Annotated in this window: 25 protein-coding genes and 1 pseudogene; 16 read left to right on the forward strand and 10 right to left on the reverse strand. The window is 64.9% G+C overall.

Annotated elements, in window-relative coordinates:
* The first annotated feature begins 10 nt into the window (after positions 1-10).
* Positions 11-928, forward strand: coding sequence for a DMT family transporter (locus tag AC07Y0_RS12040; protein WP_498677505.1), 918 nt, complete (start codon positions 11-13; stop codon positions 926-928).
* Positions 929-946: 18 nt separating this feature from the next.
* On the opposite strand, the gene AC07Y0_RS12045 is transcribed toward AC07Y0_RS12040, so the two are convergent.
* Entirely contained in the window at positions 947-1,561 is a 615-nt protein-coding gene (locus AC07Y0_RS12045; RefSeq protein WP_498677507.1) for a L,D-transpeptidase, read from the reverse strand.
* Between the two features lie 274 nt (positions 1,562-1,835).
* On the opposite strand from AC07Y0_RS12045, the gene AC07Y0_RS12050 reads away from it, so the two are divergent.
* Entirely contained in the window at positions 1,836-2,231 is a 396-nt protein-coding gene (locus tag AC07Y0_RS12050) for a DoxX family protein (RefSeq protein ID WP_498677512.1), read from the forward strand.
* A 96-nt stretch (positions 2,232-2,327) separates the two neighbouring features.
* Here the strand turns inward: AC07Y0_RS12050 and AC07Y0_RS12055 are convergent, their stop codons facing one another.
* The 4 genes from AC07Y0_RS12055 to AC07Y0_RS12070 all read right to left on the reverse strand — a co-directional run bounded on the left by AC07Y0_RS12055 (position 2,328) and on the right by AC07Y0_RS12070 (position 6,071).
* Positions 2,328-3,434, reverse strand: a complete 1,107-nt coding sequence (locus AC07Y0_RS12055) for a branched-chain amino acid aminotransferase (RefSeq protein ID WP_498677516.1) — start codon at positions 3,432-3,434, stop codon at positions 2,328-2,330.
* A 286-nt stretch (positions 3,435-3,720) separates the two neighbouring features.
* Positions 3,721-4,215: an EF-hand domain-containing protein gene (locus AC07Y0_RS12060; RefSeq protein ID WP_498677521.1), complete on the reverse strand. Its 495-nt coding sequence runs from the start codon at positions 4,213-4,215 to the stop codon at positions 3,721-3,723.
* Positions 4,216-4,438: 223 nt separating this feature from the next.
* Positions 4,439-5,206, reverse strand: coding sequence for an alpha/beta fold hydrolase (locus tag AC07Y0_RS12065; RefSeq protein WP_498677526.1), 768 nt, complete (start codon positions 5,204-5,206; stop codon positions 4,439-4,441).
* 43 nt (positions 5,207-5,249) lie between these two features.
* Entirely contained in the window at positions 5,250-6,071 is an 822-nt protein-coding gene (locus AC07Y0_RS12070) for an alpha/beta fold hydrolase (RefSeq protein ID WP_498677528.1), read from the reverse strand.
* Positions 6,072-6,206: 135 nt separating this feature from the next.
* Here AC07Y0_RS12070 and AC07Y0_RS12075 point away from each other — a divergent pair, with 135 nt between their 5' ends.
* The gene (locus AC07Y0_RS12075; protein WP_498677532.1) at positions 6,207-6,665 is read left to right on the forward strand and encodes a MarR family winged helix-turn-helix transcriptional regulator; all 459 of its coding nucleotides are present in this window, start codon (positions 6,207-6,209) and stop codon (positions 6,663-6,665) included.
* Between the two features lie 96 nt (positions 6,666-6,761).
* Here the strand turns inward: AC07Y0_RS12075 and AC07Y0_RS12080 are convergent, their stop codons facing one another.
* Positions 6,762-8,426 carry an electron transfer flavoprotein-ubiquinone oxidoreductase gene (locus AC07Y0_RS12080; RefSeq protein ID WP_498677534.1) on the reverse strand — a complete coding sequence of 555 codons (1,665 nt, stop codon included), beginning with the start codon at positions 8,424-8,426 and terminating at the stop codon, positions 6,762-6,764.
* Positions 8,427-8,729: 303 nt separating this feature from the next.
* On the opposite strand from AC07Y0_RS12080, the gene AC07Y0_RS12085 reads away from it, so the two are divergent.
* Positions 8,730-10,139: an FAD-binding oxidoreductase gene (locus AC07Y0_RS12085; protein WP_498677536.1), complete on the forward strand. Its 1,410-nt coding sequence runs from the start codon at positions 8,730-8,732 to the stop codon at positions 10,137-10,139.
* A gap of 95 nt (positions 10,140-10,234) precedes the next feature.
* On the opposite strand, the gene AC07Y0_RS12090 is transcribed toward AC07Y0_RS12085, so the two are convergent.
* Positions 10,235-11,128, reverse strand: coding sequence for a LysR family transcriptional regulator (locus AC07Y0_RS12090; RefSeq protein ID WP_498677538.1), 894 nt, complete (start codon positions 11,126-11,128; stop codon positions 10,235-10,237).
* Between the two features lie 226 nt (positions 11,129-11,354).
* Here AC07Y0_RS12090 and AC07Y0_RS12095 point away from each other — a divergent pair, with 226 nt between their 5' ends.
* The 4 genes from AC07Y0_RS12095 (at position 11,355) to AC07Y0_RS12110 (ending at position 14,369) form a co-directional block, all read left to right on the forward strand.
* Positions 11,355-12,089, forward strand: a complete 735-nt coding sequence (locus AC07Y0_RS12095) for an SDR family NAD(P)-dependent oxidoreductase (RefSeq protein ID WP_498677541.1) — start codon at positions 11,355-11,357, stop codon at positions 12,087-12,089.
* A 29-nt stretch (positions 12,090-12,118) separates the two neighbouring features.
* Positions 12,119-12,709, forward strand: coding sequence for an NADPH-dependent F420 reductase (locus AC07Y0_RS12100; RefSeq protein WP_498677543.1), 591 nt, complete (start codon positions 12,119-12,121; stop codon positions 12,707-12,709).
* Positions 12,710-12,805: 96 nt separating this feature from the next.
* Positions 12,806-13,435: a class I SAM-dependent methyltransferase gene (locus AC07Y0_RS12105; RefSeq protein ID WP_498677546.1), complete on the forward strand. Its 630-nt coding sequence runs from the start codon at positions 12,806-12,808 to the stop codon at positions 13,433-13,435.
* A 145-nt stretch (positions 13,436-13,580) separates the two neighbouring features.
* The gene (locus AC07Y0_RS12110; protein ID WP_498677547.1) at positions 13,581-14,369 is read left to right on the forward strand and encodes an SDR family oxidoreductase; all 789 of its coding nucleotides are present in this window, start codon (positions 13,581-13,583) and stop codon (positions 14,367-14,369) included.
* 154 nt (positions 14,370-14,523) lie between these two features.
* Here the strand turns inward: AC07Y0_RS12110 and blaOXA are convergent, their stop codons facing one another.
* Positions 14,524-15,345, reverse strand: coding sequence for a class D beta-lactamase (blaOXA, locus tag AC07Y0_RS12115; RefSeq protein WP_498677549.1), 822 nt, complete (start codon positions 15,343-15,345; stop codon positions 14,524-14,526).
* Between the two features lie 103 nt (positions 15,346-15,448).
* On the opposite strand from blaOXA, the gene AC07Y0_RS12120 reads away from it, so the two are divergent.
* The 7 genes from AC07Y0_RS12120 to AC07Y0_RS12150 all read left to right on the forward strand — a co-directional run bounded on the left by AC07Y0_RS12120 (position 15,449) and on the right by AC07Y0_RS12150 (position 20,510).
* Complete coding sequence (locus AC07Y0_RS12120) at positions 15,449-16,333, forward strand: LysR substrate-binding domain-containing protein (RefSeq protein ID WP_498677551.1); 885 nt, start codon at positions 15,449-15,451, stop codon at positions 16,331-16,333.
* Positions 16,334-16,515: 182 nt separating this feature from the next.
* Positions 16,516-16,740 carry a hypothetical protein gene (locus AC07Y0_RS12125; RefSeq protein ID WP_454745227.1) on the forward strand — a complete coding sequence of 75 codons (225 nt, stop codon included), beginning with the start codon at positions 16,516-16,518 and terminating at the stop codon, positions 16,738-16,740.
* Positions 16,741-16,823: 83 nt separating this feature from the next.
* Positions 16,824-17,018 carry a hypothetical protein gene (locus AC07Y0_RS12130; RefSeq protein WP_498680223.1) on the forward strand — a complete coding sequence of 65 codons (195 nt, stop codon included), beginning with the start codon at positions 16,824-16,826 and terminating at the stop codon, positions 17,016-17,018.
* A 367-nt stretch (positions 17,019-17,385) separates the two neighbouring features.
* Positions 17,386-18,678, forward strand: coding sequence for an Hsp70 family protein (locus AC07Y0_RS12135; protein ID WP_498677554.1), 1,293 nt, complete (start codon positions 17,386-17,388; stop codon positions 18,676-18,678).
* 343 nt (positions 18,679-19,021) lie between these two features.
* Positions 19,022-19,894, forward strand: a complete 873-nt coding sequence (locus AC07Y0_RS12140; RefSeq protein ID WP_498677558.1) for a uracil-DNA glycosylase — start codon at positions 19,022-19,024, stop codon at positions 19,892-19,894.
* Between the two features lie 153 nt (positions 19,895-20,047).
* On the forward strand, positions 20,048-20,230 hold the full coding sequence (locus AC07Y0_RS12145; protein WP_498677561.1) for a hypothetical protein: 183 nt from the start codon (positions 20,048-20,050) through the stop codon (positions 20,228-20,230).
* A gap of 121 nt (positions 20,231-20,351) precedes the next feature.
* Positions 20,352-20,510, forward strand: coding sequence for a hypothetical protein (locus AC07Y0_RS12150; protein WP_498677563.1), 159 nt, complete (start codon positions 20,352-20,354; stop codon positions 20,508-20,510).
* 28 nt (positions 20,511-20,538) lie between these two features.
* Here AC07Y0_RS12150 and AC07Y0_RS12155 read toward each other — a convergent pair.
* A pseudogene (locus AC07Y0_RS12155) lies at positions 20,539-21,442 on the reverse strand (hypothetical protein).
* Positions 21,443-21,715: 273 nt separating this feature from the next.
* A complete protein-coding gene (locus tag AC07Y0_RS12160) occupies positions 21,716-22,654 on the reverse strand; it encodes a DMT family transporter (RefSeq protein ID WP_498677566.1) in 939 nt (312 codons plus the stop codon).
* Positions 22,655-23,021: 367 nt separating this feature from the next.
* Between AC07Y0_RS12160 and AC07Y0_RS12165 the strand changes: the two genes are divergently transcribed.
* A complete protein-coding gene (locus AC07Y0_RS12165) occupies positions 23,022-24,131 on the forward strand; it encodes a methyl-accepting chemotaxis protein (protein ID WP_498677570.1) in 1,110 nt (369 codons plus the stop codon).
* The last annotated feature ends 80 nt before the right edge of the window (positions 24,132-24,211 follow it).

The following is a 24,211-nucleotide window of genomic DNA, read 5'->3' on the forward strand; positions in this document are numbered from 1 at the left end:
GGAGCGTTCCATGACTGCCGCCAGCACCGCCACCCGACCTCCGCTTTCCACCGGCCTCGGCGCCGCATCGGCCCTGTCGGTCGTGCTGATCTGGGCGGCCTGGCTGATCTCGACGCGCCACAGCGTCGGCACCTTGCTGTCACCGCTGGACCTCAGCCTGCTGCGCTATGGCGTGCCCGCCCTCCTTCTGTCGCCCTACTGGCTGCGTACCGGGCTCTGGCCGAAGGGCACGCCGAAGTGGACGCTGGTGCTGATGGTGCTCGGTTCGGGCGCGCCGTTCTTCCAGCTCGTCGGCTTCGGCATGAAGGCGACGCCCGCCTCCGCCGCCGGCGTGCTGCTGCCAGGGGTCATGCCGCTCGCGGCAGCGCTGATCGGCATCCTGCTTCTCGGCGAGCGACCCGACCGCATGCGCAAGCTCGGTATGCTGGCGATCCTTGGCGGAGGCCTCCTGCTGCTGGCCGACAACCTGTCGTCCGGACGGCTGACCTGGGTCAGCTACGTGATCCTGCCGGCCGGGGCGACGCTCTGGGCGATCTATACCCACGCCTTCCGCAAGTCGGGGCTTTCCGCCTTCGAGGGCGGCGCGCTGATCTGCATCTGGTCGACGATCATCAACCTTGCGCTCATCCCATTCCTCGGCACGCATCTGCTGAGCGTGCCGATCGCGGAGATCGCGGTGCCGTTCGTGACGCAGGGGTTGCTATCCGGCCTCCTGGCCACCGTGCTCTACGGCACGGCGGTGCGCAGCCTCGGTGGCACGCAGGCCGCCGCCTATACCGCGGTCACGCCGGTTGCGGCCGCCATCGGCGGGGCGCTTCTGCTCGGCGAGCCTCTGGGTGTCTTGACGATCGTCGCGACGCTGGTGACGGGTGCCGGCGTGCTGTTGTCGACCGGACTGCTCTCGGCACGGCAGGACCGCTCAGCTTAGCTTGAACCCAGGCTGGCCTCAGGCCTGCAGCACCACGACCCGGCCGCCGACCTTGGCGCGCTCGTAGAGGTCGATGACGTCGTGGTTCATCATGCGGATGCAGCCGGACGACATGGCCTGGCCGATCGACTGAGGCTGGTTGGTGCCGTGGATGCGGAACATGGTGTCATTGCCGCCGCGATAGAGATAGAGCGCCCGGGCGCCGAGCGGATTGTTGATGCCGCCCGGCACGCCGCCGGCATATTTCATGTTTCTTTCCGGATTGGTGCGCAGCATGTTGGGCGACGGCGTCCAGCTCGGCCATTCGGCCTTGCGGCCGATATAGGCGACGCCGGCCAGCGCATAGCCGTTGCGGCCGACGCCCACACCGTAGCGGATCGCCCGGCCCCCGCCCAGAACGTAGTAGAGCCGGCGCGCCGGGGTATCGACGACGATCGTGCCGGCCGGCTGGCTCGTTTCGTAGGCGATTTCCTGTCGGCGCAGTTCCGGCTTGATCTTGTCGATCGGCACCTTCTTCAGCGGATGAGGTTCACCCGGGCGCGCGTCGTACATCGACTGCTGGCTCGGACCGGTCTGGCAACCGGCAAGCAAGAGCGGCAGGCCGATCAGCAGGCTGCGGCGGGAAATCGTCATGTCTGGCCCCCAGGAGAAGTGCAAATACTGGCGCAGGGTAAGGAATTTATGGTTAATGGCGGGTTAAGCCGGTGAAGGCTCGGTTAACCATGATTGGGCCGCATGGCCGCATGGCCGGTCCGCTGCGGATGACGAACAGGCTCGCGCAAGAAGCGAAGCGCTTTCGCGGGAGAGGAAAACTGCGCGGAATTGACGGGAAAAGGCTAAAATTGACCATTGCCAATAGCCAATCGACGGGCAGACTGCCGACCCATTCATCAGGGGGAAAATTCTCATGCACAGTTTTGTTACTACGCTCACCTCGACGGCATGGTTCGGCTATGTCGCTCGCATCCTGCTTACCTATATGTTCTGGGCAAGCGGCATCGCAAAGCTCGTCGATTTTCAGGCGGCGGTCGGCGAGATGGCCCATTTCGGTCTCAACCCTCCGGTGGCCTTTGCCATCGCTACGATCATCGTCCAGCTCGCCGGCTCGGCTCTCATCATCCTCAACCGCTGGACATGGCTCGGCGCGGGCGCGCTCGGCATCTTCACCCTCCTCACCATCCCGATCGCCCATAATTTCTGGACGATGGAAGAACCCTTCAAGACCATCGAATTCTATGTGGTGATGGAGCACATCTCGATCGTCGGCGCCCTGATGGTCGTGGCCTGGAAGGCCGGGCGATAGCGCTGGGAGCGGTCCCTGCCGAGACCCGAAACGACATGAGGCCCGTTCGCGCTACGAACGGGCCTCATGTCTTCAAGCGGCTCGACGCCCTGCGGATCAAACGCCTTCGATGACGTGGATCCAGCCGTGACGATCATTGCTCTGGCCGCGCTGGATGCCGACCAGCGCGTCGCGCAACCGCGTCGTGACCGGGCCGGTCTCGCCGCCGCCGATCTGGAATTCGCCTTGCGGATACTTGACCGTGCCGATGGCGGCGACCACGGCGGCAGTGCCGCAGGCAAAGGCCTCCTTCAGCCTGCCGCTTGCCGCATCCGCCTTCCACTCGTCGAAGGAATAGGGCTTCTCGTCGACGGTAATGCCCTCTTCGCGGGCGAGCGCGATCAGCGACTTGCGGGTAATGCCCGGCAGGATCGTGCCGCCGAGCGGCGGGGTGACGATCGAGCCGTCCGCCATGACGAAGAAAACGTTCATGCCGCCCAGTTCCTCGACCCATTTATGCTCGGCAGCGTCGAGAAAGACGACCTGGTCGCAGCCCTTGGCATAGGCTTCGGCCTGGGCGACGAGGCTTGCCGCATAATTGCCGCCGCACTTGGCAGCGCCGGTGCCGCCGGGTGCGGCGCGGGTATAGTCCTGCGACACCCAGATGCTGACCGGCTTGGCGCCGCCCTTGAAATAGGGTCCGACCGGGGATGCGATGACGCAGAAGATATATTCCTTCGACGGACGCACGCCGAGGAAGGTCTCGCTGGCGAACATGAAGGGACGCAGATAGAGGCTGCTGCCTTCGGCCTTGGGGATCCATTTGGCATCGATCTCGACCAGCTTTTCGACGGCCGCGAGGAAATCGGCCTCCGGCAGTTCCGGCATCGCCATGCGGCGTGCCGACTCATTGAAGCGGCGGGCGTTTTCCTCCGGACGGAACAGCACAGCGCGGCCATCCGCCGTGCGATAGGCTTTCATGCCTTCGAAGATCTCCTGGGCATAGTGCAGCACGCTCGACGCCGGGTCGATCTGGAACGGTGCCCGTGCGGTCACTTCCGCCGAGTGCCAGCCCTTGCCCTCGCTCCAGCGTATGACAGCCATGTGGTCGGAGAAAAGCGTGCCGAAACCGAGACTCTCGAACGCCTTCAGGCGATCCTGCTCGGGCAAGCAGTTGGCACTCGGCTTCATGTCGAACGTAAGGCGGGTTGTTTCAGCTTGCATCGCGGTGATCTTTCGGCGGATCTCTAGGGTGGGCGCAAACTGCCGCTTTAGCCGCCAATTTTCAAGCCGATATTATTGGAGATCGGTACGCCGCATGCCGATCGCGATCCGCGCGTCCTACCCGTCGGGAGGATCCGGTCGCTGCAAGCCAAGACGTCACCACGCAATCCGCAGCACGCTGCGACGGGTCTCCACTTTCATCAGGGCTTTGCAGTCGATGATTGCTCTGATCGGAAACCCGGCCAGCCTCCTGGCGACCGGCCGGGTTCCCATTGCATCACAGAGATTAGTTCCACTGCTGGCTGCGCCATTCCCACGGCGTGACCTTGCCATCCTTGTCGCCGTCGGCCGCCTCGAAGCGCGCCTTGGCGCCGGCGATGAACTCGGCCTGCGACACGGCCTTGTTCTTGTCGCTGTCCATCTCACTGAAACGCGCGGTTTTTGCCTCTTCGCGCGCGGCCTGGCGCGCCTTGTTCCAGCCGTCCTGCGGCCCCATGCGGACGGTCAAGTATTCTTCCATGGTCAGTTCGGCATTGTCGTCGACGTCCATGGCGGCGAACACTTCTTCAGCGGCCGAGGCCGCTTCCTCGGCGCTGATGACACCGTTGTCGTCGGCATCGACAATCGGGAAACGACCCCGCCCGGGTCCATTCATCATCATCATTCCGCCACGGCCCCAGCCGGGGCCGGCGCCCATGCCGAACTGCTGCGCTTCAGCGATGCCTGCCAGCAAGGCTGCCGTGAGGGTCAAGGCGACCAGGGACTTCACATTGCGTGTCATCTGAAAGTTCCTCCTGTTGTATGCCTTTGCGGCAAGACGACGAAAGCGGCCGCGCCGCGGCTTCGTCGAATGGCGCCATTCTACCTCATGATCACATATGAAAATTGACATGCATCAACGATGCCTGAAATCGACCGCGGCGCCTTCGACCGCTGCCGCAACGCGAACCGGGCCGACGCGCGGTCACGCGCCGGCCTGGCTTTCATGTCTGCCGCCAGATGACTTAGTGCGCAGCTTCCTCGATCAGCTCGGCGACCACCCGCGGCTTTGACACCATGACGACGTGGGATGCGCCTTCGACGACGACGGTGCGCTTGGAACCCGCGCGTTCGGCCATGAAGCCGAGCGCCGCGGCCGGGATGTTCTTGTCGCCGTCGCCATAGACGAAGAAGGACGGCAGCGTCTTCCAGGCCGGCTCGCCCGACCTCTCGGTCAGGGCCGCCTCGGTGATCGGCCGCTGGCCGGCCGCCATCAGCGCCGCCTCGGCGGCGGGAACGTCATGGGCGAACTGCTGGTGGAACTTGGCCTGGTCGATAAAGAGATCGACGCCGCCCTCCGGCAGTTTTACCGGCGCGGCCAGCGCCTCCCCGAGCGTGCCGCCGGGGAACTTGCCGGCGAGGTCGGCAGCCGCTTCTCCGGCCTCCGGCGCGAAGGCTGCGACATAGACCAGCGACTTGACGTTGTCGCGGCCCCTGGCGGCGGTGGAGATCACCTGACCACCATAGGAATGGCCGACGAGGACGACCGGGCCTTCGATGCTGCCGACGAGGCTGGAGACATAGGCGGCATCAGCCGCCACGCTGCGCAGCGGATTGGCGGCGGCGACGACCGGATAGCCGTCCTGCTGCAGGATTTCGATGACGCCGTTCCAGCTGGAGGAGTCGGCGAATGCGCCATGGACGAGAACGACGGTCGGCTTGGCCGGCTCGGCCGCGGCGGTTCCGGAAAGAAGGGCACCGACGACGGCGCCGACGAGAGCGGACTTGGACATGATGAATTCCTTTTCTGGTTTCGCGTTGGAATGGATCGAGCAATCAGGCCCGGATGAAGGCCAGGACGTCGGCGTTGAAGCGGTCCGCCTCAGTCTGGGCGAGGCCATGCGAGCCGCCTTCGTAGACCGTGAGGGTCGCATTCGGCACGATCTCGGCGGCGCGGTGGGCGGCGGCCTTGATCGGCACGATCTGGTCGTCGTCGCCATGGACGATCAGCGTCGGGCGATCGATGCGGCGCAGGTCCTGCGTGTAGTCGACCTCGGAGAACTCGCGGATGCAGTCATACTGCCCCTTGATGCCGCCCTGCAGGCCGATCTGCCGGAAGCTTTCCCGCAGGCCGTCGTTGACCGCGGCGCCGTCGCGGTTGAAGCCGTAGAAGGGCATGGTCAGGTCGTAATAGAACTGCGAGCGGTTCCCGGCCGTTGCTTCGCGAATGCCGTCGAAGGCCTCAATCGGCGTGCCGTCCGGGTTGACTTCGGTCTTGAGCATGAGCGGCGGGACGGCGCCGACCAGCACGACCTTGGCGACACGAGCCGTGCCATGGCGGCCGAGATAGTGGGCCACCTCGCCGCCGCCGGTCGAATGGCCGATCATGACGATATCCTTCAGGTCCAGCGCCTCGATCAGCTCCGCCAGATCGTCGGCATAGCGGTCCATGTTGTTGCCGTCCCAGGTCTGGTCGGAGCGGCCATGGCTGCGGCGATCATGGGCGATGACGCGAAAGCCCTGCTGGCCGAAGAACAGCATCTGCTGGTCCCAGGCATCGGAGGACAGCGGCCAGCCATGCGAAAACAGGATCGGTTGGCCCGTTCCCCAATCCTTGTAGAAGAGGCGCGTCCCGTCGGTGGTGATGAAATAGCTCATGTCAGATCTCCTTTTGCCAATTTAACTTGTGCTCGATTACTTTGTGCACGATCTAAATACGCAAAGGAAAAGCGCGAGTCAATAGCTTGCAAACAAATCGCGCGCAAATTAAATTGACGGAGACAGGAGACCCTCATGCGCCAGAAGTCCGAACCAGACATGCCCAGCCCCCCGGACGTCGACGAAATGCTGTGCTTTTCCATCTATTCCGCGGGTCACGCCTTCAATCAGCTCTATCGCCCGCTGCTGGATGCGATCGGCCTCACCTATCCGCAATATCTGGTGATGGTGGCGCTGTGGAGCCGCGACGGCCGCACGGTCAAGGAGCTGGGCGAAACGCTGTTCCTCGATTCCAGCACGCTGACGCCGCTCCTGAAGCGGCTGGAGGCGGCCGGCCTGCTGACCCGCACACGCAATCCGCAGGACGAGCGGCAGGTATTGCTTCATGTCAGCGAAAAGGGCCGCGAGCTGCAGCAGGAGGCCGCCCCGGTGGCGCGCTGCGTCGGCGAGGCCGTCGGCCTCGATGTCGACACGGTCAAGACGATCCGGACCGTAATCGACGCCATCCGCGACAGCCTGCACAAGCGCGCCTAGAAGGACGCACGCGAAAGCGTCAACGCAAAAACGCCTCCTGTCCAGCAAGGACAGGAGGCGTCTCGTTTTCTGAACGACCGCCAGGGGCGGACGCTCTTACATGTTCGGATAAACCGGACCTTCGGCACCCTGGGGCGGGACCCAATTGATGTTCTGGTTCGGGTCCTTGATGTCGCAGGTCTTGCAGTGCACGCAGTTCTGCGCGTTGATCACGTAGACCTGCTCGCCATCCTTCTCCACCCATTCATAGACACCGGCCGGGCAGTAGCGGGTCGAGGGGCCGGCGAAGACGCCGAGCTCCGAACGCTTCTGCAGGTCCATGTCCTTGACCTGCAGATGGACCGGCTGGTCCTCTTCATGGTTGGTGTTGGACAGGAACACCGACGACAGGCGGTCGAAGGTCAAGACGCCGTCCGGCTTCGGATAGGCGATCGGCTTGTGCTTGGCCGCTGGCTCCAGCGAGGCCGCATCGGTCTTGCCGTGCTTCAGCGTGCCGAAGATGGAAAGGCCGAACAGCTGGTTGGTCCACATGTCGAGACCGCCCAGGCCCACGCCGAGCGCCGTGCCGAGCTTAGACCACAGCGGCTTGACGTTGCGCACGCGCCTCAGGTCCGTGCCGATATCGGTCGAGCGCCATTCGTTCTCGATCTCGACCGGCTCGTCATTGGCGCGGCCGCTCGCGATGGCTTCGGCGATCTTGTCGGCCGCCAGCATGCCGGACAGCACGGCATTGTGGCTGCCCTTGATGCGCGGCACGTTGACGAAGCCGGCGGAACAGCCGATCAGCGCGCCACCGGGGAAGGAGAGCTTCGGCACCGACTGGTAGCCGCCTTCGGTGATGGCGCGGGCGCCGTAGGACAGGCGCTTGGCGCCATCGAAGGTCGGGGCGATGCGCGGATGGGTCTTGAAGCGCTGGAACTCTTCGAAGGGGAAGAGATAGGGGTTCTTGTAGTTCAGGTGGACGACGAAGCCGACCGCCACGAGATTGTCTTCCAGGTGGTAGAGGAAGGACCCGCCGCCGGTCTTCATGTCGAGCGGCCAGCCGAACGAGTGCTGCACCAGGCCCGGCTTGTGGTGCTCGGGCTTCACCTGCCAGAGTTCCTTCAGGCCGATGCCGAACTTCTGCGGCTCGCGATCCTTCGACAGGTCGAACCTGGCGATCAGCTGCTTGGCGAGCGAACCACGCACGCCCTCGCCGATCAGCACATATTTGCCGAGCAGTTCCATGCCGCGGGTGTAGTTCGGGCCCGGTTCGCCATTCTTTTCGATGCCCATGTCGCCGGTGGCGACGCCGATCACGGCACCTTCGCCGTTATAGAGCAGTTCGGTCGCGGCAAAGCCCGGATAGATCTCGACACCCAGCGCCTCGGCATGGGTGGCGAGCCAGCGACAGACATTGCCGAGCGAGACGATGTAATTGCCGTGATTGTTCATCAGCGGCGGCATGAAGGCGTTCGGCAGGCGGATCGAGCCGGCGGGTCCTAAGAACAGGAACTGGTCGTCCTTGACCTCGGTCTTGAACGGATGGTCGGCCTCTTCGCGCCAGCCGGGCAGCAGCTTGTCCACGCCGATCGGATCGACCACGGCGCCCGACAGGATGTGCGCTCCGACTTCCGAACCCTTCTCCAGCACGACGACAGTGAGCTCCGGATTGACCTGTTTCAGGCGGATCGCCGCCGACAGACCGGCAGGACCGGCCCCGACGATCACCACGTCGAATTCCATGCTCTCGCGTTCGGGCAGTTCCAGTTGCTCGCTCATCGTCTCTCTCCGCTCGGCCGATCCCAGTCTTCGGCTTCTTCCTTGTCAAAACACAAGCGCCCTGTCGAGCCGCAATGCGACACGCAGTGGCCCGAAATTAAGGCTGGGCGATATTCCTGAACAGAATATCTAACGCTTACGTTAACGTCAATCTTTCGTCCGGGGCGGAGCGCCCTGAGCCGATTTGCCGCGACCAATTGGATCCGTCCCATGCTGGGCGATTGTCCCGGACGCCGCCGCGCACTAAACATCGCCCGAAAGGGCTTGAACCGCGCAACGCCCGACCAGACAGGACAAGCACGAATGACCCACGAACCAGGCACCCGGTTCACCGCGACGGAACTGCTGGAACGGCTCTCCGGCCTACATCCCGACCTCGTCATCCTGGGTCCGACGGACCTGAAAGGCCGGCATCCCGGCGAACATGCCGACAACTTCGCCGGCGGCGTGATGGCGCAGCCCGGCTCGACCGCGGCAGCGGCGGCGCTGGTGTCGTGGTGTGCGGCGCATGACGTGGCCATCGTGCCGCAGGGCGGGCTCACCGGGCTCGTCGGCGGCAATGTCAGCCATGCCGGCGAGGTGATCCTGTCGTCCGCCCGGCTCAACCGCATCGTCGCCCTCTATCCGGAGGAAATGACGGTAACGGTCGAAGCCGGGGTACCGCTCGAGACCCTGCAGCAGGCGATCGCCGCGCATGGCCTGACGACCGGCATCGACCTCGGCTCGCGCGGCTCGGCGACGATCGGCGGCATGGTCTCGACCAATGCCGGCGGCATTCTCGCCTTCCGCAACGGCGTGATGCGCCACCAGGTTCTCGGCCTCGAGGCGGTGCTGCCGTCCGGGGACGTCTTTTCCGACCTCACCCGCGTGGTCAAGGTTTCGGCCGGGCCGGATCTCAAGCACCTGTTCATCGGTGGCGAAGGCGCCTTCGGCTTCGTCACCCAGGTGGTGCTGAAACTGGAGCCGCAGCGCCCCGCCCGCGCCACCGCCTTCCTCGGCGTGGCCGATGCGGCCTCGGCGCTTGCCGTCATCCGGCATTTCCGCGGCCTCTCCTCGGTGACGCTCGAAGGCGCGGAAATGATGTGGCCGCGCTACATCCGCGACGGCGCGGCGCTCAAGGGTTTCGATCTCTCCTGGCTGGAAGACGGCGCCGCGGCCCTGCTGATCGAGGTCTCGGCGGAAACGGTCGAGGCGGCGACGGCAGCCCTGGAAGAAGGACTTGAAACGCTCTGGGAGCCGGTCGGCCTCAAGGGCGGCGTGATCGCCCAGTCGCTCGATCAGGCGCGCCGGTTCTGGGACATACGCGAGGATTCCGGCTTCTACTATCCGGCGATCCCGCACGCCCCGTCCTTCGACATCTCGGTCCCGCCGACCTATCTCGACGCCTATGTCGCCGGCCTCGACGCGCGGCTGAAGGCGATCGATCCGACCTTTGAGGCCTATGTCTACGGCCATGTCGCCGACGGCAATCTGCATCTCACCCTGATCAAGCCCGGCCCGCTGCCGCAGGACGAGCTTCTGGCCGTCGAGAATGCGGTCTATGCCGGCATCGTCGAGGCCGGAGGCTCGTTTTCCGCCGAACACGGCGTCGGCACCGAAAAGCGCCACGCCTACGAGACCTTCGCATCGCCGGAAAAGCAGGCACTCGCCCGCACGATCAAGCAGGCGGTGGATCCGAAGGCCTTGTTCAATCCGGGCAAGGTGCCGTTTTGAGGGGCGGGATGTAACGGTTGCGATTCAGGGCGGGCTTGGGGCCGGATGCGGACCGTCTGCCTTCCCGAGCCACACATAGCCAATTGAACCGGAAGTCAGTCGCGCGATATGGACAGCCCCGCAAGAAGCGGAGCGTATTCGGCCAGTCTGCGGGATACGAATTCGGTGAAGAGCCGCACCCGCTTGGTCTTGCGTGTCTCCCCCTGAGTGAGAAGCCAGACCGGGCCGTAGAGGTGCAGGCCGGTGTCCGGTACCCTCTCCAACAGGGGATCGGCATCTCCGACGAAGCATGGCAGCGCCGTGATTCCGATGCCTTGCCGTACCGCCGCGATCTGGGTTTCGAAATCCATGGTCCTGAATTGGGTTCCAGTTGTGCGGGCCTCTCCTTCGCGGGTCCAGCCCGGTACTCCATGACCCCTTATGGCGATCCACCTGGGATTCGGTGGGCCCGCCTGCCACTCGGTGAGCCGATCGCGAGACATATAGAAGCCGCCGAACAGTTCTGGCCCCTTGAGCCCGTGAAGATTGAGTGGCAGGGCCTCGCGATCATAGACGACGCGGATTGCCACGTCCGCCTCCCGATTGGTCAGGTTTGCCAGTTCGCCGGATGACAGGATTTCCATTTCGATCTCCGGATGCAGACGCGCAAAATCGGCGAAGTCCGGCATGAGCAGATGTGTCGCGAGGGGCGGCGGCAGCGTCACGCGCAGGAGCCCGCGCACGCTCTGATCGCGCCCGAAGACGCGCGTTTCGAGCTGGTGGGACGACGCTTCCATCTGTTCCGCCAGATCGAGGACCTCCTCGCCTGCAGGCGTCAGGCGGTAGCCCGTAGGAAGCTTCTCGAACATCCGGGCGCCAAGGCGCTCCTCGAGCTGCGCGATGCGTCGCAGCACGGTTGCGTGATTCACTCCGAGACGTTTGGCGGCGGCACGCACTGAGCCTCCGCGCGCCGCGGCGAGAAAGTAACGAACGTCATCCCAGTCGATCATGGTGCATTCCTGCGCCGCGCGGCGCGGCCTCCGAAGCATCGTCTAACACCCATATACAGTATGTACGCCAACGACGTGGTGTTCATTCGTCTGCCTGGATCGTTTTCGCACCACTGATGTGCGCATTTCCGCACTCATCACCTGACTATCGCGACCCCATTTTGAGGTTCTCGGACGACCTCTCCGCACGGCCAAGACCGAGTTGGCGAAACGAAGGATCTAAGACATGACCAGATTGAACGGAAAGACCGCCGTGATCACCGGCGGCGCCACCGGCATCGGCCGGGCGGCGGCAAAGCGATTCATCGAAGAGGGCGCCTTCGTCTTCATCTTCGGCCGCCGGCAGGAAGCGCTCGACGCCGCTGTGGCGGACCTCGGGCCCAACGCGCGGGCGGTGAAGGGCTCTGTCTCGAATGAGGCCGACCTTGAGCAACTCTACGCCGCGGTGACGGCCGAGCGCGGAAGCCTCGATATCGTCTTCGCCAATGCCGGTGCGGGAAGTCCGCTTGCGCTCGGCCAGATCACCGCCGAGCACATTGATGAGACCTTCGGCACCAATGTGAAGGGCACGATCTTCACGGTCCAGAAGGCGTTGCCGCTGATGGGCCCGGGCGGTTCGATCATCCTGACCGGATCGAGTGCCGGCACCACCGGAGCCCCGGGATTTACGGCCTACAGCGCAAGCAAGGCAGCCGTGCGCAACCTCGCGCGGACCTGGGCAGAGGACCTGAAGGGCACCGGCATCCGGATCAACGTGCTGTCGCCCGGGGCGACAGCGACCGAACTCGCGAAGGAAGCACTCGGCGAGGAAGGCCAGAAGGCCTACGGCGCGATGACTCCGCTGCAGCGCATGGCCGATCCGGCGGAGATCGCGGCGGTGGCCGCCTTTCTCGCATCGTCCGACAGCAGCTTCATGACCGCCAGCGAAGTCGCCGTCGACGGCGGCCTGGCCCAGCTCTGACGCACGCGGCAAACTCAAGGAGAACACATATGAGCTACGCAATTATCGGCTTCGGCACTATCGGCAAGACCCTGGCAAAGGCATTTGCCCGCAAGGGCATCGAAGTATCGGTCGCAACCACGCGCGACCCGGAGAGCTTTGCATCCGAAGCGGCCGCGATCGGGCCTACGATCATTCCCAAAACTCTGGCGGAAGCCGTCAAGGCGGACATCATCTTTCTGGCTGTCCGTTTCGAGTCGCATCCGGATGTCGCAAGGGCGCTTCCCACCTGGCAGGGCAAGACCATCGTCGATGTGACCAATGCCTATGGCGTGGACCTTGGAGGTCAGCCTTCCGCCAAGATCGTCGAGCAGGCGTTCACCGGCGGCAAGCTGGTCAAAGGCTTCAACCATCTGGTCGCCGGCGTCCTCGAGCAAGATCCGCCCACGCGGGGCGGCAGGCGCGTTGTGTTCCTGGCGAGCGACGATGACGCCGCCGCAGCGGAGATCGGTGCGCTGGCGAAAGATCTCGGTTTCGCGCCCATCGAGCTTGGCGGGCTTTCTGAAGGCGGACTGCTGGTGCAGGCGCACGGCAATAGCTGGGGTCGGCTGATCTTCAAGGACCTGGTCAAGTTCGACTGACGAACGCGACGTGCCCACCGGGTGCGCCGAGATGCACGGATCGGGTCGAGCGTGATCCGATCCGTGCAAATGGAGAAATTTCCAAAGGAGATCCCAATGTACGACCAATCCAAGCTATCCGAATTGATCCGGTTCGCACGCATCGATGCGGGCGCAACTGTCATCGACGTATACCCGGGCGACGGTGACTGGACGCGCCTGTTCTCCGACGCCGTGGGACCCGAAGGACGAGTCTTCAGCTTCGTGCCGACGGAAATCGCCGACGTAAAGAACGATCAGTTCGGCCGCATGTTGACGCTTGCGAAGCAGCCGGGTCGGAAGAACGTCGAAGCCGTCTCGGCGGACCTCTTGGCGATGCCGGAGGTAACGCAACCAGCGGATGTCGTGTGGCTGCACCTGTTTTATCACGATCTCCACACCGGGCTGATCCAGGCCAGTGGCGCGACGGCGGCCGGCTTCAATCGGGCCGTCTATGAGCGGCTGAAGCCCGGTGGGACCTACGTCATCGTCGACCACGTCGCCGCCGGGGCGGGCACGAGCGAGGCCCAGTCGCTGCATCGGATTGACCCTGCGTCCGTTCGCGAGGAGGTGGAGGCGGCCGGCTTCGAGCTGGACGCGGAAAGCACCCTGCTCTCGAACAGGGCCGATCCGCACTCGGTGAAGGTGTTCGATCCCTCGATCAAAGGCGAGACCGATCGCTTCGCCTATCGGTTCGTGAAGCCCTGACAGGTCCCGGCGTCGACCGCATGTCGGCCTCCCACGTCCTCAGGACTATCCCTTCCCTTCCCCCTTCCCAAAGCCGCCGGCCACCCTATAACCTTCGTCCCTGAACCGCTTGCGGCGGACACAGGAACCAGGGAAGGAGACAGACATGGATCTCGGAATTTCGGTCAAGCGGGCGCTTGTGCTCGCCTCGTCGCGCGGCCTTGGCCTCGGCATCGCCAGGGCGCTGGCGGATGAGGGAGTCCATGTGCTCCTGTGCGGCCGCAGCGCCGACAAGCTGAAGGCCAATGCCGACGCCATCAATGCCGAGGGTCGGGGCAAGGCCGACTGGGTCGAGGCCGATCTTTCCGACAGCGACTTCGTCGACACGATGCTCGCCGCCGTCCACCACAAGCTCGGCGGCATCGACATCCTGGTCAACAATACCGGCGGCCCCACCCCGGGCACGGCGGAGGAGATGACGGCGGAAAAGCTCTATAGTTTCTTCCAGTCGATGGTGGTGCGCGTCATCACGCTGACCAATGCGCTGCTGCCGCTGATGCAGACGCAAGGTTTTGGCCGCATCCTCACCGTCGCCTCGTCCGGCGTGTTCGAGCCGATCCCCAATCTGGCGCTGTCCAACACGCTGCGCGCGGCGCTGGTCGGCTGGAACAAGACGCTTGCGACCGAGGTCGCCTCCTATGGGGTGACCGCCAACATGCTGCTGCCCGGCCGCATCCACACCGACCGGATCGACGAGCTCGATGCCGCCAATGCCAAGAAGGCCGGCAAGACGGTGGACGAGGTGCGCGCCGCCTCGCTGAAGTCGATCCCCGCCGGCCGACTCGGCACGGTCGAGGAATTCGGCGCCGCCGCCGCCTTCCTCTGCTCGGCGCCCGCCTCCTATGTCACCGGCACGATGCTGCGCGTCGACGGTGGAGCGGCCCGGTCGATCTGACCCGATCGTCGGCCCGGCGACCCCCGAAACAAAACCCCGCGACGCGTCCTGCGTGCGGGGTTTTCGTCATCTTGGCCGATGCCGGACCGGCGCCAAGCATCACCGACATACCGGACCGCGCGGCGACGCTGAACGCCGCGCCGGTCTGCTCCGTCTAAAGGTCCGCCAGGATCCCCGGCAGGTCAGCAATCAGCCCGTCCCGCGTCTCGAAGCTGATCGGCTCCTCATAGGGACGGTTGGCCACGTGCAGCCGCGCGAAGACCACCTTGCGTCCTTGCCGCTCGGCCCAGCCGACGAACCAGCCGATCGGGCGATTGCTGTCGCGCGCGCCCTTCGCGTCCCGCATCCAGCCGCTGCCCGTCTTGCCATGGATCACCCAGCCGTCCGCCGCCTCGAAGCGCGGCGTGATCGCCTGGGTCATGGTCCTTGCATGGTCCGAGACCGGCAGCTTTCCGTCGAGGAAGCGGCGCAGGAATCCCACCTGCTCGTCGGGCGAAATGGTGAGCGACGACATCAGCCAGGATTCGGTCAGGCCGTCGGAACCGCCGGGTCCGCCCGAAACGTCCTGGTTGCCGTAGCCAAAGCGGCGGACGTAATCGCCAAAGCGTTCCGCGCCGAGGCGGCGGGCGGTCTCCTGCGAATACCAGACGATCGATTCCTTCTCCCAGCCGGTCGGATCGAAGGCCTTCTTCACCCGCGCCGGGCCGCCGAACTTCGCCTGATAGTCCCAGCGCGGCGTCGTCTCGTCCTTCAGAATGCCCGCATCATAGCCCATCATGGCCAAAGGCAGCTTGAAGGTCGACATGGGATAGACGCGTTTGTCGCAGGTCCCTTCGCGGTGGATCGCCTCTCCGTTTTGCGCGTCGAGAACGACCGTGCAGCGGATCGGATCGACCGCAGATGCCGGGCCTGCGGCAGAGAATACGGCAAAAAGGCCGACAGCGGCAGCCAGAAGGCAGCGTCTTTCAAGGATCATGGTATGGCTCCCTTGGTTTGGATCGGCCTGTTCTAGGCGCCATTGCCGGTGCGCGACAAACGATGATAACTGGCGGGAGCCATAAACAGAATTAGGGCATGCGATGGTCCGGCCGCATCTTCCGCTGAACGCGCTGCGCGCCTTCGAGGCCGCCGCGCGCCATCTTTCCTTCACCCGCGCTGCGATCGAACTCTGCGTCACCCAGGCGGCCATCAGCCACCAGGTGAAGCTGCTCGAACAGCGGCTGGGCGTCACGCTCTTCCGCCGCCTGCCGCGTGGCCTTTTGATCACCGAGGAGGGGCTGGCGCTGCTGCCGACGCTGAGGGACAGCTTCGACCGCATGGCCGACATGCTGGAGCGCTTCGAGGGCGGGCACATGCGCGAGGTGCTGACGCTCGGCGCCGTCGGAACCTTTGCCGTCGGCTGGCTTCTCCCGCGCCTTGCCGATTTCCATGCCCGCCACCCCTTCATTGACCTGCGTCTCTCCACCAACAACAACCGCGTCGACATCGCCGCCGAGGGTCTCGACTTCGCCATCCGCTTCGGCAACGGCGCCTGGCACGATACGGAGGCAGAGGCGCTGTTTGCGGCACCACTGTCGGCGCTCTGCGTGCCGGCGATCGCCGCGCGGCTGAGGAGCCCCGAGGGTGTCGGGCGCGAGACGCTGCTGCGCTCCTACCGGGCCGACGAATGGCCGGGCTGGTTCGAGGCGGCCGCCATCGCCGCCCCGCCGATCACCGGTCCGGTCTTCGATTCCTCCGTGCTAATGGTCGAGACGGCCCTGCAGGGCGCGGGCATCGCGCTTGCACCGCCGCTGATGTTTTCCCGCCACCTCGCCTCGGGCGCGCTGGAACAGCCCTTCCCGGTCTATGTCTCCAAGGGCAGCTACTGGCTGACCCGGCTCAAATCCCGCACGCCGACGCCGGCGATGAATCTGTTTTCCGAGTGGATGCGCGAGATGGCGGAGCAGACGCGCGCCGGCGCGTAGATCGCACCATCGATCGGCCGCGGCCCTGCCCGGCTGCACCTTGGGAAAGCCCCCTCAAGGCGCTGCGCCCTCGGGGTTTTCGCTATTTTGGCCATGGCGCAAGCGGAACAGGATTTCGCTGGTGTCCGGCTCAGACTCGACTATAGTGGGTGCGACAAATTGTTCCATGGGAGGAGAAACTATTGGGGCAGATTCGCCAACTTTTCACCGTCGTCGGCGCCTTGACGCTGCTGGTCGGCATCGCCTGGGTTGCCCACGGCACCGGCATGCTTCGCCTGCCCGGCACCGACTTCATGCCCAATGAAAGCGTTTGGACGATCAACGGCACACTCGTCGCCGTCTTCGGCCTGATCGTCTTCATCGGCGCGCGCTGGTTCCTGCGCCGGGAGCACCATTCGGCCAACTGAAGGCCGGATCTGACGCCTTGATGCATCCGACGGCCGCGCCTGGCGCGCGGTCTGTCGCCTCTTTGGGAACGAATGCCATGTCCATGCGACGCATACTCACCCTTATCGGCGCGCTTGCCGTGCTGATGGGCTTGGTCTGGATGGGCCAGGGCAGCGGCACTTTCCCCTATCCGGCCTCCAGTTTCATGATCGACCAGAGCCCGTGGATCGCCTATGGCGCCGGCCTCGCCCTCGTCGGCATCGTGCTGATCGCCCTCGGCCGGCGCTCGCGGCGGTAGGTCGGCACATACCGGCTCGGACGGGTGGCAACCCCTACCGGCCTTCCTTCACGATACGATTGTTGAGGCGTGCGGCGCCGGTCTTGGAATGCCCTCTTCTCCCCATCGGGGAGACGTGCCGAGCGCATGCGAGGCGATGAGGGGGGCGAAGCCATTTTGCTCATATCCGATTCTCCCCCTCATCCGGCGCTACGCCCCACCTTCTCCCCGCTGGAGAGAAGAGGAACGGATACCGCTCGCCCCTTGCCTTACCCCTCCCCTTCGTGGCAATAGGCGCCCTCTCCACTGCGGGCGCTCACGGCGCCCTTTTTCATCTTCGGGCGCTGCCCGGCTTCAACAACCGACAAGACGACGAAGGAGCGCGGCGATGGCTGAGGCGCTGGGGCTTGATTTCGGCACGACCAACACGGTGATGGCGCTGGCCGACAGCGAGCGGGCCACCCATTCGGTGCGCTTTTCCTCGCCGGCCGGGGAAAGCGACAGCATGCGCACGGCGCTTTCCTTCATGAAGGACCGCAATCTCGGCGCGGGCGCGCTGAAGGTCGAGGCCGGACAGGCGGCGATCCGTGCCTTCATCGACAATCCCGGCGATTGCCGCTTCCTGCAGTCGATCAAGACCTTCGCTGCCTCGGCCCTGTTCCAGGGCACGCTGATCCATGCCCGGCGCTTCCAGTTCGAGGACCTGATGGAGGTCTTCCTCAAGCGCCTGGAAGCCTATGCCGGCGACGGCTGGCCGTCGGGCGCGAAACGCATCGTCGCCGGCCGGCCGGTGCATTTCGCCGGCGCAAACCCCGATCCGGAGCTGGCCATCACCCGCTACAATGCGGCGCTGACGCGCTTCGGCTTTCCCGAGATCCACTATGTCTACGAGCCGGTGGCGGCCGCCTTCTACTTCGCCCAGCACTTGAAGGAGGATGCGACCGTACTGGTCGCCGATTTCGGCGGCGGCACGACCGACTACTCGCTGATCCGCTTCGAGACGAGCGGCGGCAGGCTTTCCGCCGTGCCCGTCGGCCATTCCGGCGTCGGCATCGCCGGCGACCAGTTCGACGCCCGCATCATCGAGCATCTGGTCGCGCCGGAAATCGGCAAGGGCAGCCAGTTCAAGAGCTTCGACAAGGTGCTCGACGTGCCGAGCAACTACTACACCAGCTTCTCGCGCTGGAACCAGCTGTCGGTGTTCAAGACCTCGCGCGAATATGCCGACCTGAAATCGCTGGTGCGCCAGAGCCTCGAGCCGGACAAGCTGGAACTGTTCATCGACCTCGTCGAGCATGACGAGGGCTATCCGCTCTACCAGGCGGTCTCGGCCACCAAGATGGCGCTGTCATCCACCGAGGAAGCGGAATTCCGCTTCTCGCCGCTTGGGCGGGCTGGCGAGAAGACGGTCAAACGTGCCGAATTCGAAAGCTGGATTGCCGACGACCTCGCCCGCATCGAGGGCGCCCTGGACGAGGTCCTGACCACGACCAACACGGCGCCGGGCTCGATCGACAAGGTCTTCCTCACCGGTGGCACGTCCTTCGTTCCGGCCGTGCGCAAGATCTTCACCGACCGCTTCGACGCCTCACGCATCGAGACCGGCGGCGAACTCGTCTCCATCGCCCACGGCCTGGCGCTGATCGGCGAACGCGACGACATCGCGCAATGGGTGGCGTGAGGGGATTGAGGTCTTGTTCCCTCCCCTTTGGCGGGGGAGAATGGAATTTCAACATCTTAGCTGGAAGCTAAGTGTTAGAAATCCCGAGAGAGGGGGTCGGTCGCCTCGTTCCCCTCACCTGCGATTTCTGGCACTTACGCCTTCGGCCAGAGATGCCGAAAATCGCGTCCTTTCCCACCAAGGGAGAGGAGACGGATTAATCGACGCGCGCTTTGCCCCCTTGCTCATCCGGCCCTTGGGGCCACCTGCTCTCCGGTGGGGAGAAGAGGGTATCCGCCGCGACGTTTCCGGCCGCCCGCAGGAATCAGTTTCCTTCTGACAACCGCTGCATTAGAACGGGTCCATGATCTCCGCCCGCGACATGACGCCCGCCGAACTGGCAGCCCTTCTGCATTTCCATGCGGAAGCCGGCGTCGAATGGCTGGTGGAGGACCAGCCGGTCGACCGGGTCGCCGAGTTCGCCGACCAGCGCACCGCCCGCGAGGTGCGTGCCCCGGCGGCCATCGCAATGGCGCAGGCGACGACCGTGCAGACGTCTCCCGGGCGGACCAGGCCCGAAGCGCCGCCACCGCCGCGGCCCGCCTCCCCGTCGGCGCTGCCGGCCATTCCCGACGAACATGCCATCACCGAGGCGCGCTTTGCCGCCGAAAGCGCCCGCTCGCTGGCCGAACTCAAGACCGCCGTCGAGGCCTTCGGCGGCTGCAACCTGAAGACCAGCGCCCGCTCGACCATCTTTGCTGCCGGCGATCCGTCAAGCCGCATCATGGTCATCGGGCCGATGCCGAGCGCCGACGACGACCGTGAGGGCGTGGCCTTTTCCGGCCGCGCCGGCCTGCTGCTCGACCGCATGCTCGGCGCCATCGGCCTCAAGCGCGAGGCTGTCCTGATCACCACGGTGATCCCCTGGCGTCCGCCGGGCGACCGCGCGCCGTCCGTGCCGGAGGCGGCCATCTGCCGTCCGTTCATCGAACGGCAGGTGGAACTCGCCGAGCCGAAGGCCGTGCTGCTGTTCGGCAATTTCACCGCGCGCTTCTTCTTCGGTGAGACGGGCACGATCCACGCGTTGCGCGGACAGTGGCGCAACATCGCCTGCGGCAATCATGCCGTCCCGGCCATCGCCACCCTGCATCCGCAGGAACTGCTGACCGCGCCGGCCAGCAAGGCGCTCGCCTGGCGCGACCTGCAGGCCTTCGCCGCCCGCCTCGCCCAGGACTAATCGTCCAAAATTTCGGCACATGTGACAGTGTTGTGATGCGCGCCATGCGCAGTGCGCATGGCTGGGTCGCGTCTGCGCCCCTGCCTCATTCATGCTGCACTGCGATATATACTGGCACTCACGGGGGGAGTCGGAAGACAAGGATTGAAGGCCATGACCGTTCGCGCCCGCCCCATGCACTGCAAATTCGAGACGCTCCGCCTCGCCGCCGAGCCGATGCGCAACGGACAGCCTTATCACCGTTGCGGCCTCGCCACGAACGAACAGCTGACGGCGCGCGTGTTCGGCCGGATCAGCCGCCCGATCGCCCTGTTCGCCGATTTCCGCGAGGCGTGAGGCCGGCGGTGCAGAACTGATTGTGCGACGCACAATAGCCTCGTCAGCAACGCCCGCTCCGAACGCCCCGTCAAAGACGTCCTCAAGATTCGGCCATGCGGCCAACGCAAAGGAATAGACCATGACCACGATGTTTCATCCGCTCCGCAGCCTGAAGGCCGCCGTCACGCAGATCGGCAGCGCCATCGATGCGTCGGAAGCCTACAGCCGGGCCGCCTCGGGCCGCTCGAAGCGCGGCGCGCGCGCCGAAAACGCCCTCGTCGGCCACATCCCGCTGTAAGCCGGGTCGGCGCCGACCGCCGGGGCGATCACTTCTCCATGGCGACCACGACCGGCTCAGCCGGCCTCTGCACCGGAAGCATTCGGCTGCAGGCATGTTCGAAGGCCTGGTCGACGATCGAGAACTTGATCGCCTGCCAGCTGCAGTATTCGCGCAGCAGATCGGCCATGAACCACAGGTGGGTCTTCTTGCCCTCGTCCTGCCATTGGCAGCCCCCCGGCCTCGACGGCGCGGCGCAGCAGGCGTTGCAGATGGGTGCGCGACATCATGAAATGCTCGGCCATCGCACGGGCGTCGACACGGCCGATGTCGTAGCGGTCGGCCGAAGGGTCGGCAGCCTCGATGCGCCGAACGAGCTCGTCCATCACCAGCCCGCCCGCTTCCGTCCACAGGAACATCGCCACGCGCGGCGGCGGCTCGCGCCAGCCGTCATGCTCGAACGAGCGGCGGGCCGTATACGGCTGGATCAGCCGGAAAAGTTCGGGATTGGCCATCATCGTCGCCGCGCGCGAACCGCCGTCCAGCCGGTCGAGCAGGGTGAGGTTGGCGAGCGTCCAGCGCACCATCGCATTGTAGCTCACATCGGTCGCCTCGAAACGGCGGGGCCGGCGTCCGGCATCGCCGGCAATGCGGACGAAACGATAGGACAGAAGCTGGTCGAGGAAGTTCAACACCGTGTTGCGGCTTGCGGCGTTGTAGGAGGTGATCATGTCGCGCAGACGCGAAGCCGTCAGCCCGGAGCCCGGCACCGCGGGATCATGTTCGAGATTGAGCGCGAAGGCGCACTGGCTGAGCAGCCAGCGCTGGTGCGACGACAGGAGCCGCGCCAGCCGCGGATTGCTGTCATACTCGCCCTGCAGCTCGACCGAATAGACACGCAGGGCCTCGCAGAAGGCCGGACTGTTGCGAAGTTCGTCGATGGAGAAAGCCAAGGTCACCCTCCCCACGGCGGCGAAACGACATCGGACGTATGCGGATGCGATAGGGGAACGGCGGTGTAGCGGCCATCGGGCCGTGGGTCGGTCGGGAGGATTTCGCGGTCCATGCTCATGCAATTCACGTCGATCAGGCCGTTTCCGTTGATGTGGCGGTATCGGTGTGGACCGTCACCGTGCCCCAACCTTCCCTCTGTTTCAACCTTTATCGCTCGGCCGTAACAAAAGAAAAACGGAAGCCGGTGGTGGCGATCGATCTTTGCGCCGGGATCAGCCCTGCGGCGTCGAGGCCTTGCGCGCCGCGCGGCGCTCGAGACCCAGCTGGTGCTCGCGATAGATGATGAAGATTCCGGCGCCGACGACGATCGCCGCACCAGTGAGCGTGGTCGCGGTGGGCACCTCGCCGAACAGCAGATAGGCGATGATCGATCCGAGGATGATCGAGGTATATTCGAAGGGGGCGACCGTCGAGACATCGGCGTGGCGATAGCTCTCGGTCAGCAGGATCTGCCCCAGCCCGCCGAAGAAGCCGGCAAGCGCCATCAGCCCCAGCGCCTGCCAGCTCAGCACCTGCCAACCGAAGAACCAGGTAAAGGCAGAAAGCACCGAGGCGGTCAGCGAGAAGAACAGCACGATCGTCGCGGTCTTCTCCTCCTTGACCAGTTGGCGGACCTGCAGCATGGCGGCAGCGCCGAGGCCGGCCGAAAGCAGGACGGCGACGGCACCGGTTGCCGCAGCCGAACCGAAACCCTGTTCGCTGAACAATGTCAGCTTCGGCCAGGAAATGATCATCACGCCGATCAGCCCGACGAAGACCGCCGTCCAGCGATAGAGGCGCACGGTCTCACGCAGGAACACGGCGGCAAAGACGACGGCGAGCAGCGGCATGGCATAGCCGATGGCGATGGCATCCGGCAGCGGCAGAAGTACGAGACCGTAGAAGCCGACCATCATCGAGGTCACTCCGATCAGCGCCCTCTTGAGGTGACCGAAGGGATTGTTCGTCTGGAAGGCGGAGCGCAGATCGCCGCGAATGGCAAGATAGACGAGGATCGGCACGATGGCGAAGGCGGAGCGATAGAAAGTGATCTGGCCGGACGGCATGCCATGGCCTGCCAGCTTGATGCAGGCTTGCATGCCGACGAAGACGGCGACGGAAGCGATCTTCATGACGATGCCACGAAGCGGACTGGAGGCGGCGGCGGCCATAGGCGGGACTCGTATCTGGGCAGCGGAGATGGGGGAGCGGCGGCACCGCAAGCGAAGGGCAAGGAAAGGTGCGACCGCCTTGGCGATCGACAGAATCCCAGTCCCGAAGACTGGCACTTCCGGCGCGCGCGGACAAGGGCAAGATCAGGCCCGACGATCTCCTTCAATTGCTTACAATATAGGCAGATGAATTAAATATAAGCACCCTAAATCATTGAAATAACATCTTCTTGCACGTCCTGTTTTATGCACCATTAACCAATATCACCAATAATACATCATAGTCCAAACCCTGCATTCTTCTCGGTCGCGTCGAGGCCAGGTTGCCCACAGCTGCGCGATCAACGACTATCCGGTGTTCTTTGCGATGACCGATATTGCGCCGAAACAGAGTGTCGTCACCGCCGACCAGGCCACGCCGCGGTCCATGCGCGTCGTTACCGAAGGGATCGGTGCCGATCTCGAGCGTTTCAGCGCCGACAACACCCATATCGTCCGGCAGATCCGGCTGCTGGCCATCAATGCGCTGATCGAGGCAGCCAGGGCCGGCGAAGCCGGAAAGGGGTTTGCGGTCGTCGCCCACGAGGTCCAGCGCCTCGCCCAGGCCGCCGCCGAAATCGCCGGGCGGTTCCAGGAGAACGTGCTGGGCCGCATCGGCCTCAGCCGGGCCATGGCGGACACGCTGGTCAGCGAAATGGAAGGCGCGCGGCTGACCGACCTCGCCCAGACGCTGGTGCAGTTCATCGTCCGCAACCTCTTCGAGCGCACCGCCGACGTGCGGTGGTGGGCAACCGATCCGGCTCTGTGGCAGGCGCTCGGCGACCCCTCGCCCGCGCGTTTCGCCTATGCCGCCGAGCGGCTCGGGGTCATCAACCGCTTCTATACCGTCTATCTCGACCTCGTCATGACCGATGCGGCCGGCCGCGTCGTCGCCTCGGCCAATCCGCGCTTCCAGCGGGGGCTGAAGGACCGCAACCTCGCCGGCGACCCCTGGTTCGAGGCGGCAAGACATTGCGCCGACGGGGACGCCTATGTCGTCGACCAGGTCAAGCCGAGTCCCCTGCACGAGGATCGCGACGTGCTGGTCTATGCCACCGGCATTCGCGAGGAGGGCCAAAGCAAGGGTCGGCTGGTCGGAACGCTCGGCGTCTATTTCGACTGGCAGGCGCAGGGCCAGGCGATCGTCGAGAAGGAAGCCAATCTGCCGCCGCAGGTGGCGGAGAAGACCGAAGTCCTGCTGCTGGACGGCGCGCTCCGGGTCATCGCCTCCAGCAATCCGGCGCGGCGCTATACGCATTTCGCGCTGAACAATCCCGGCCAGGCGATGCGCGGCAGCTACCACGACAATTCCGGCTCGATCGTCGCCTTCGCCAAGACGCTCGGTTACGAGGACTATGACGGGCTCGGCTGGTATGGCGTCATCATCCAGCAGACCGAAGACGAGGACGCCATTCGCGCCGCGCTCGGCATCCGCTGAAACCGCCGCCGCAGCCTGACCCAATCGGAAAGCCGTTGGCTGGCGCCGTCGAACCTGAGCGCTCGCGCGCAATCAATCGC

The organism is Allorhizobium sp. GW101-3B10 (assembly GCF_059424725.1).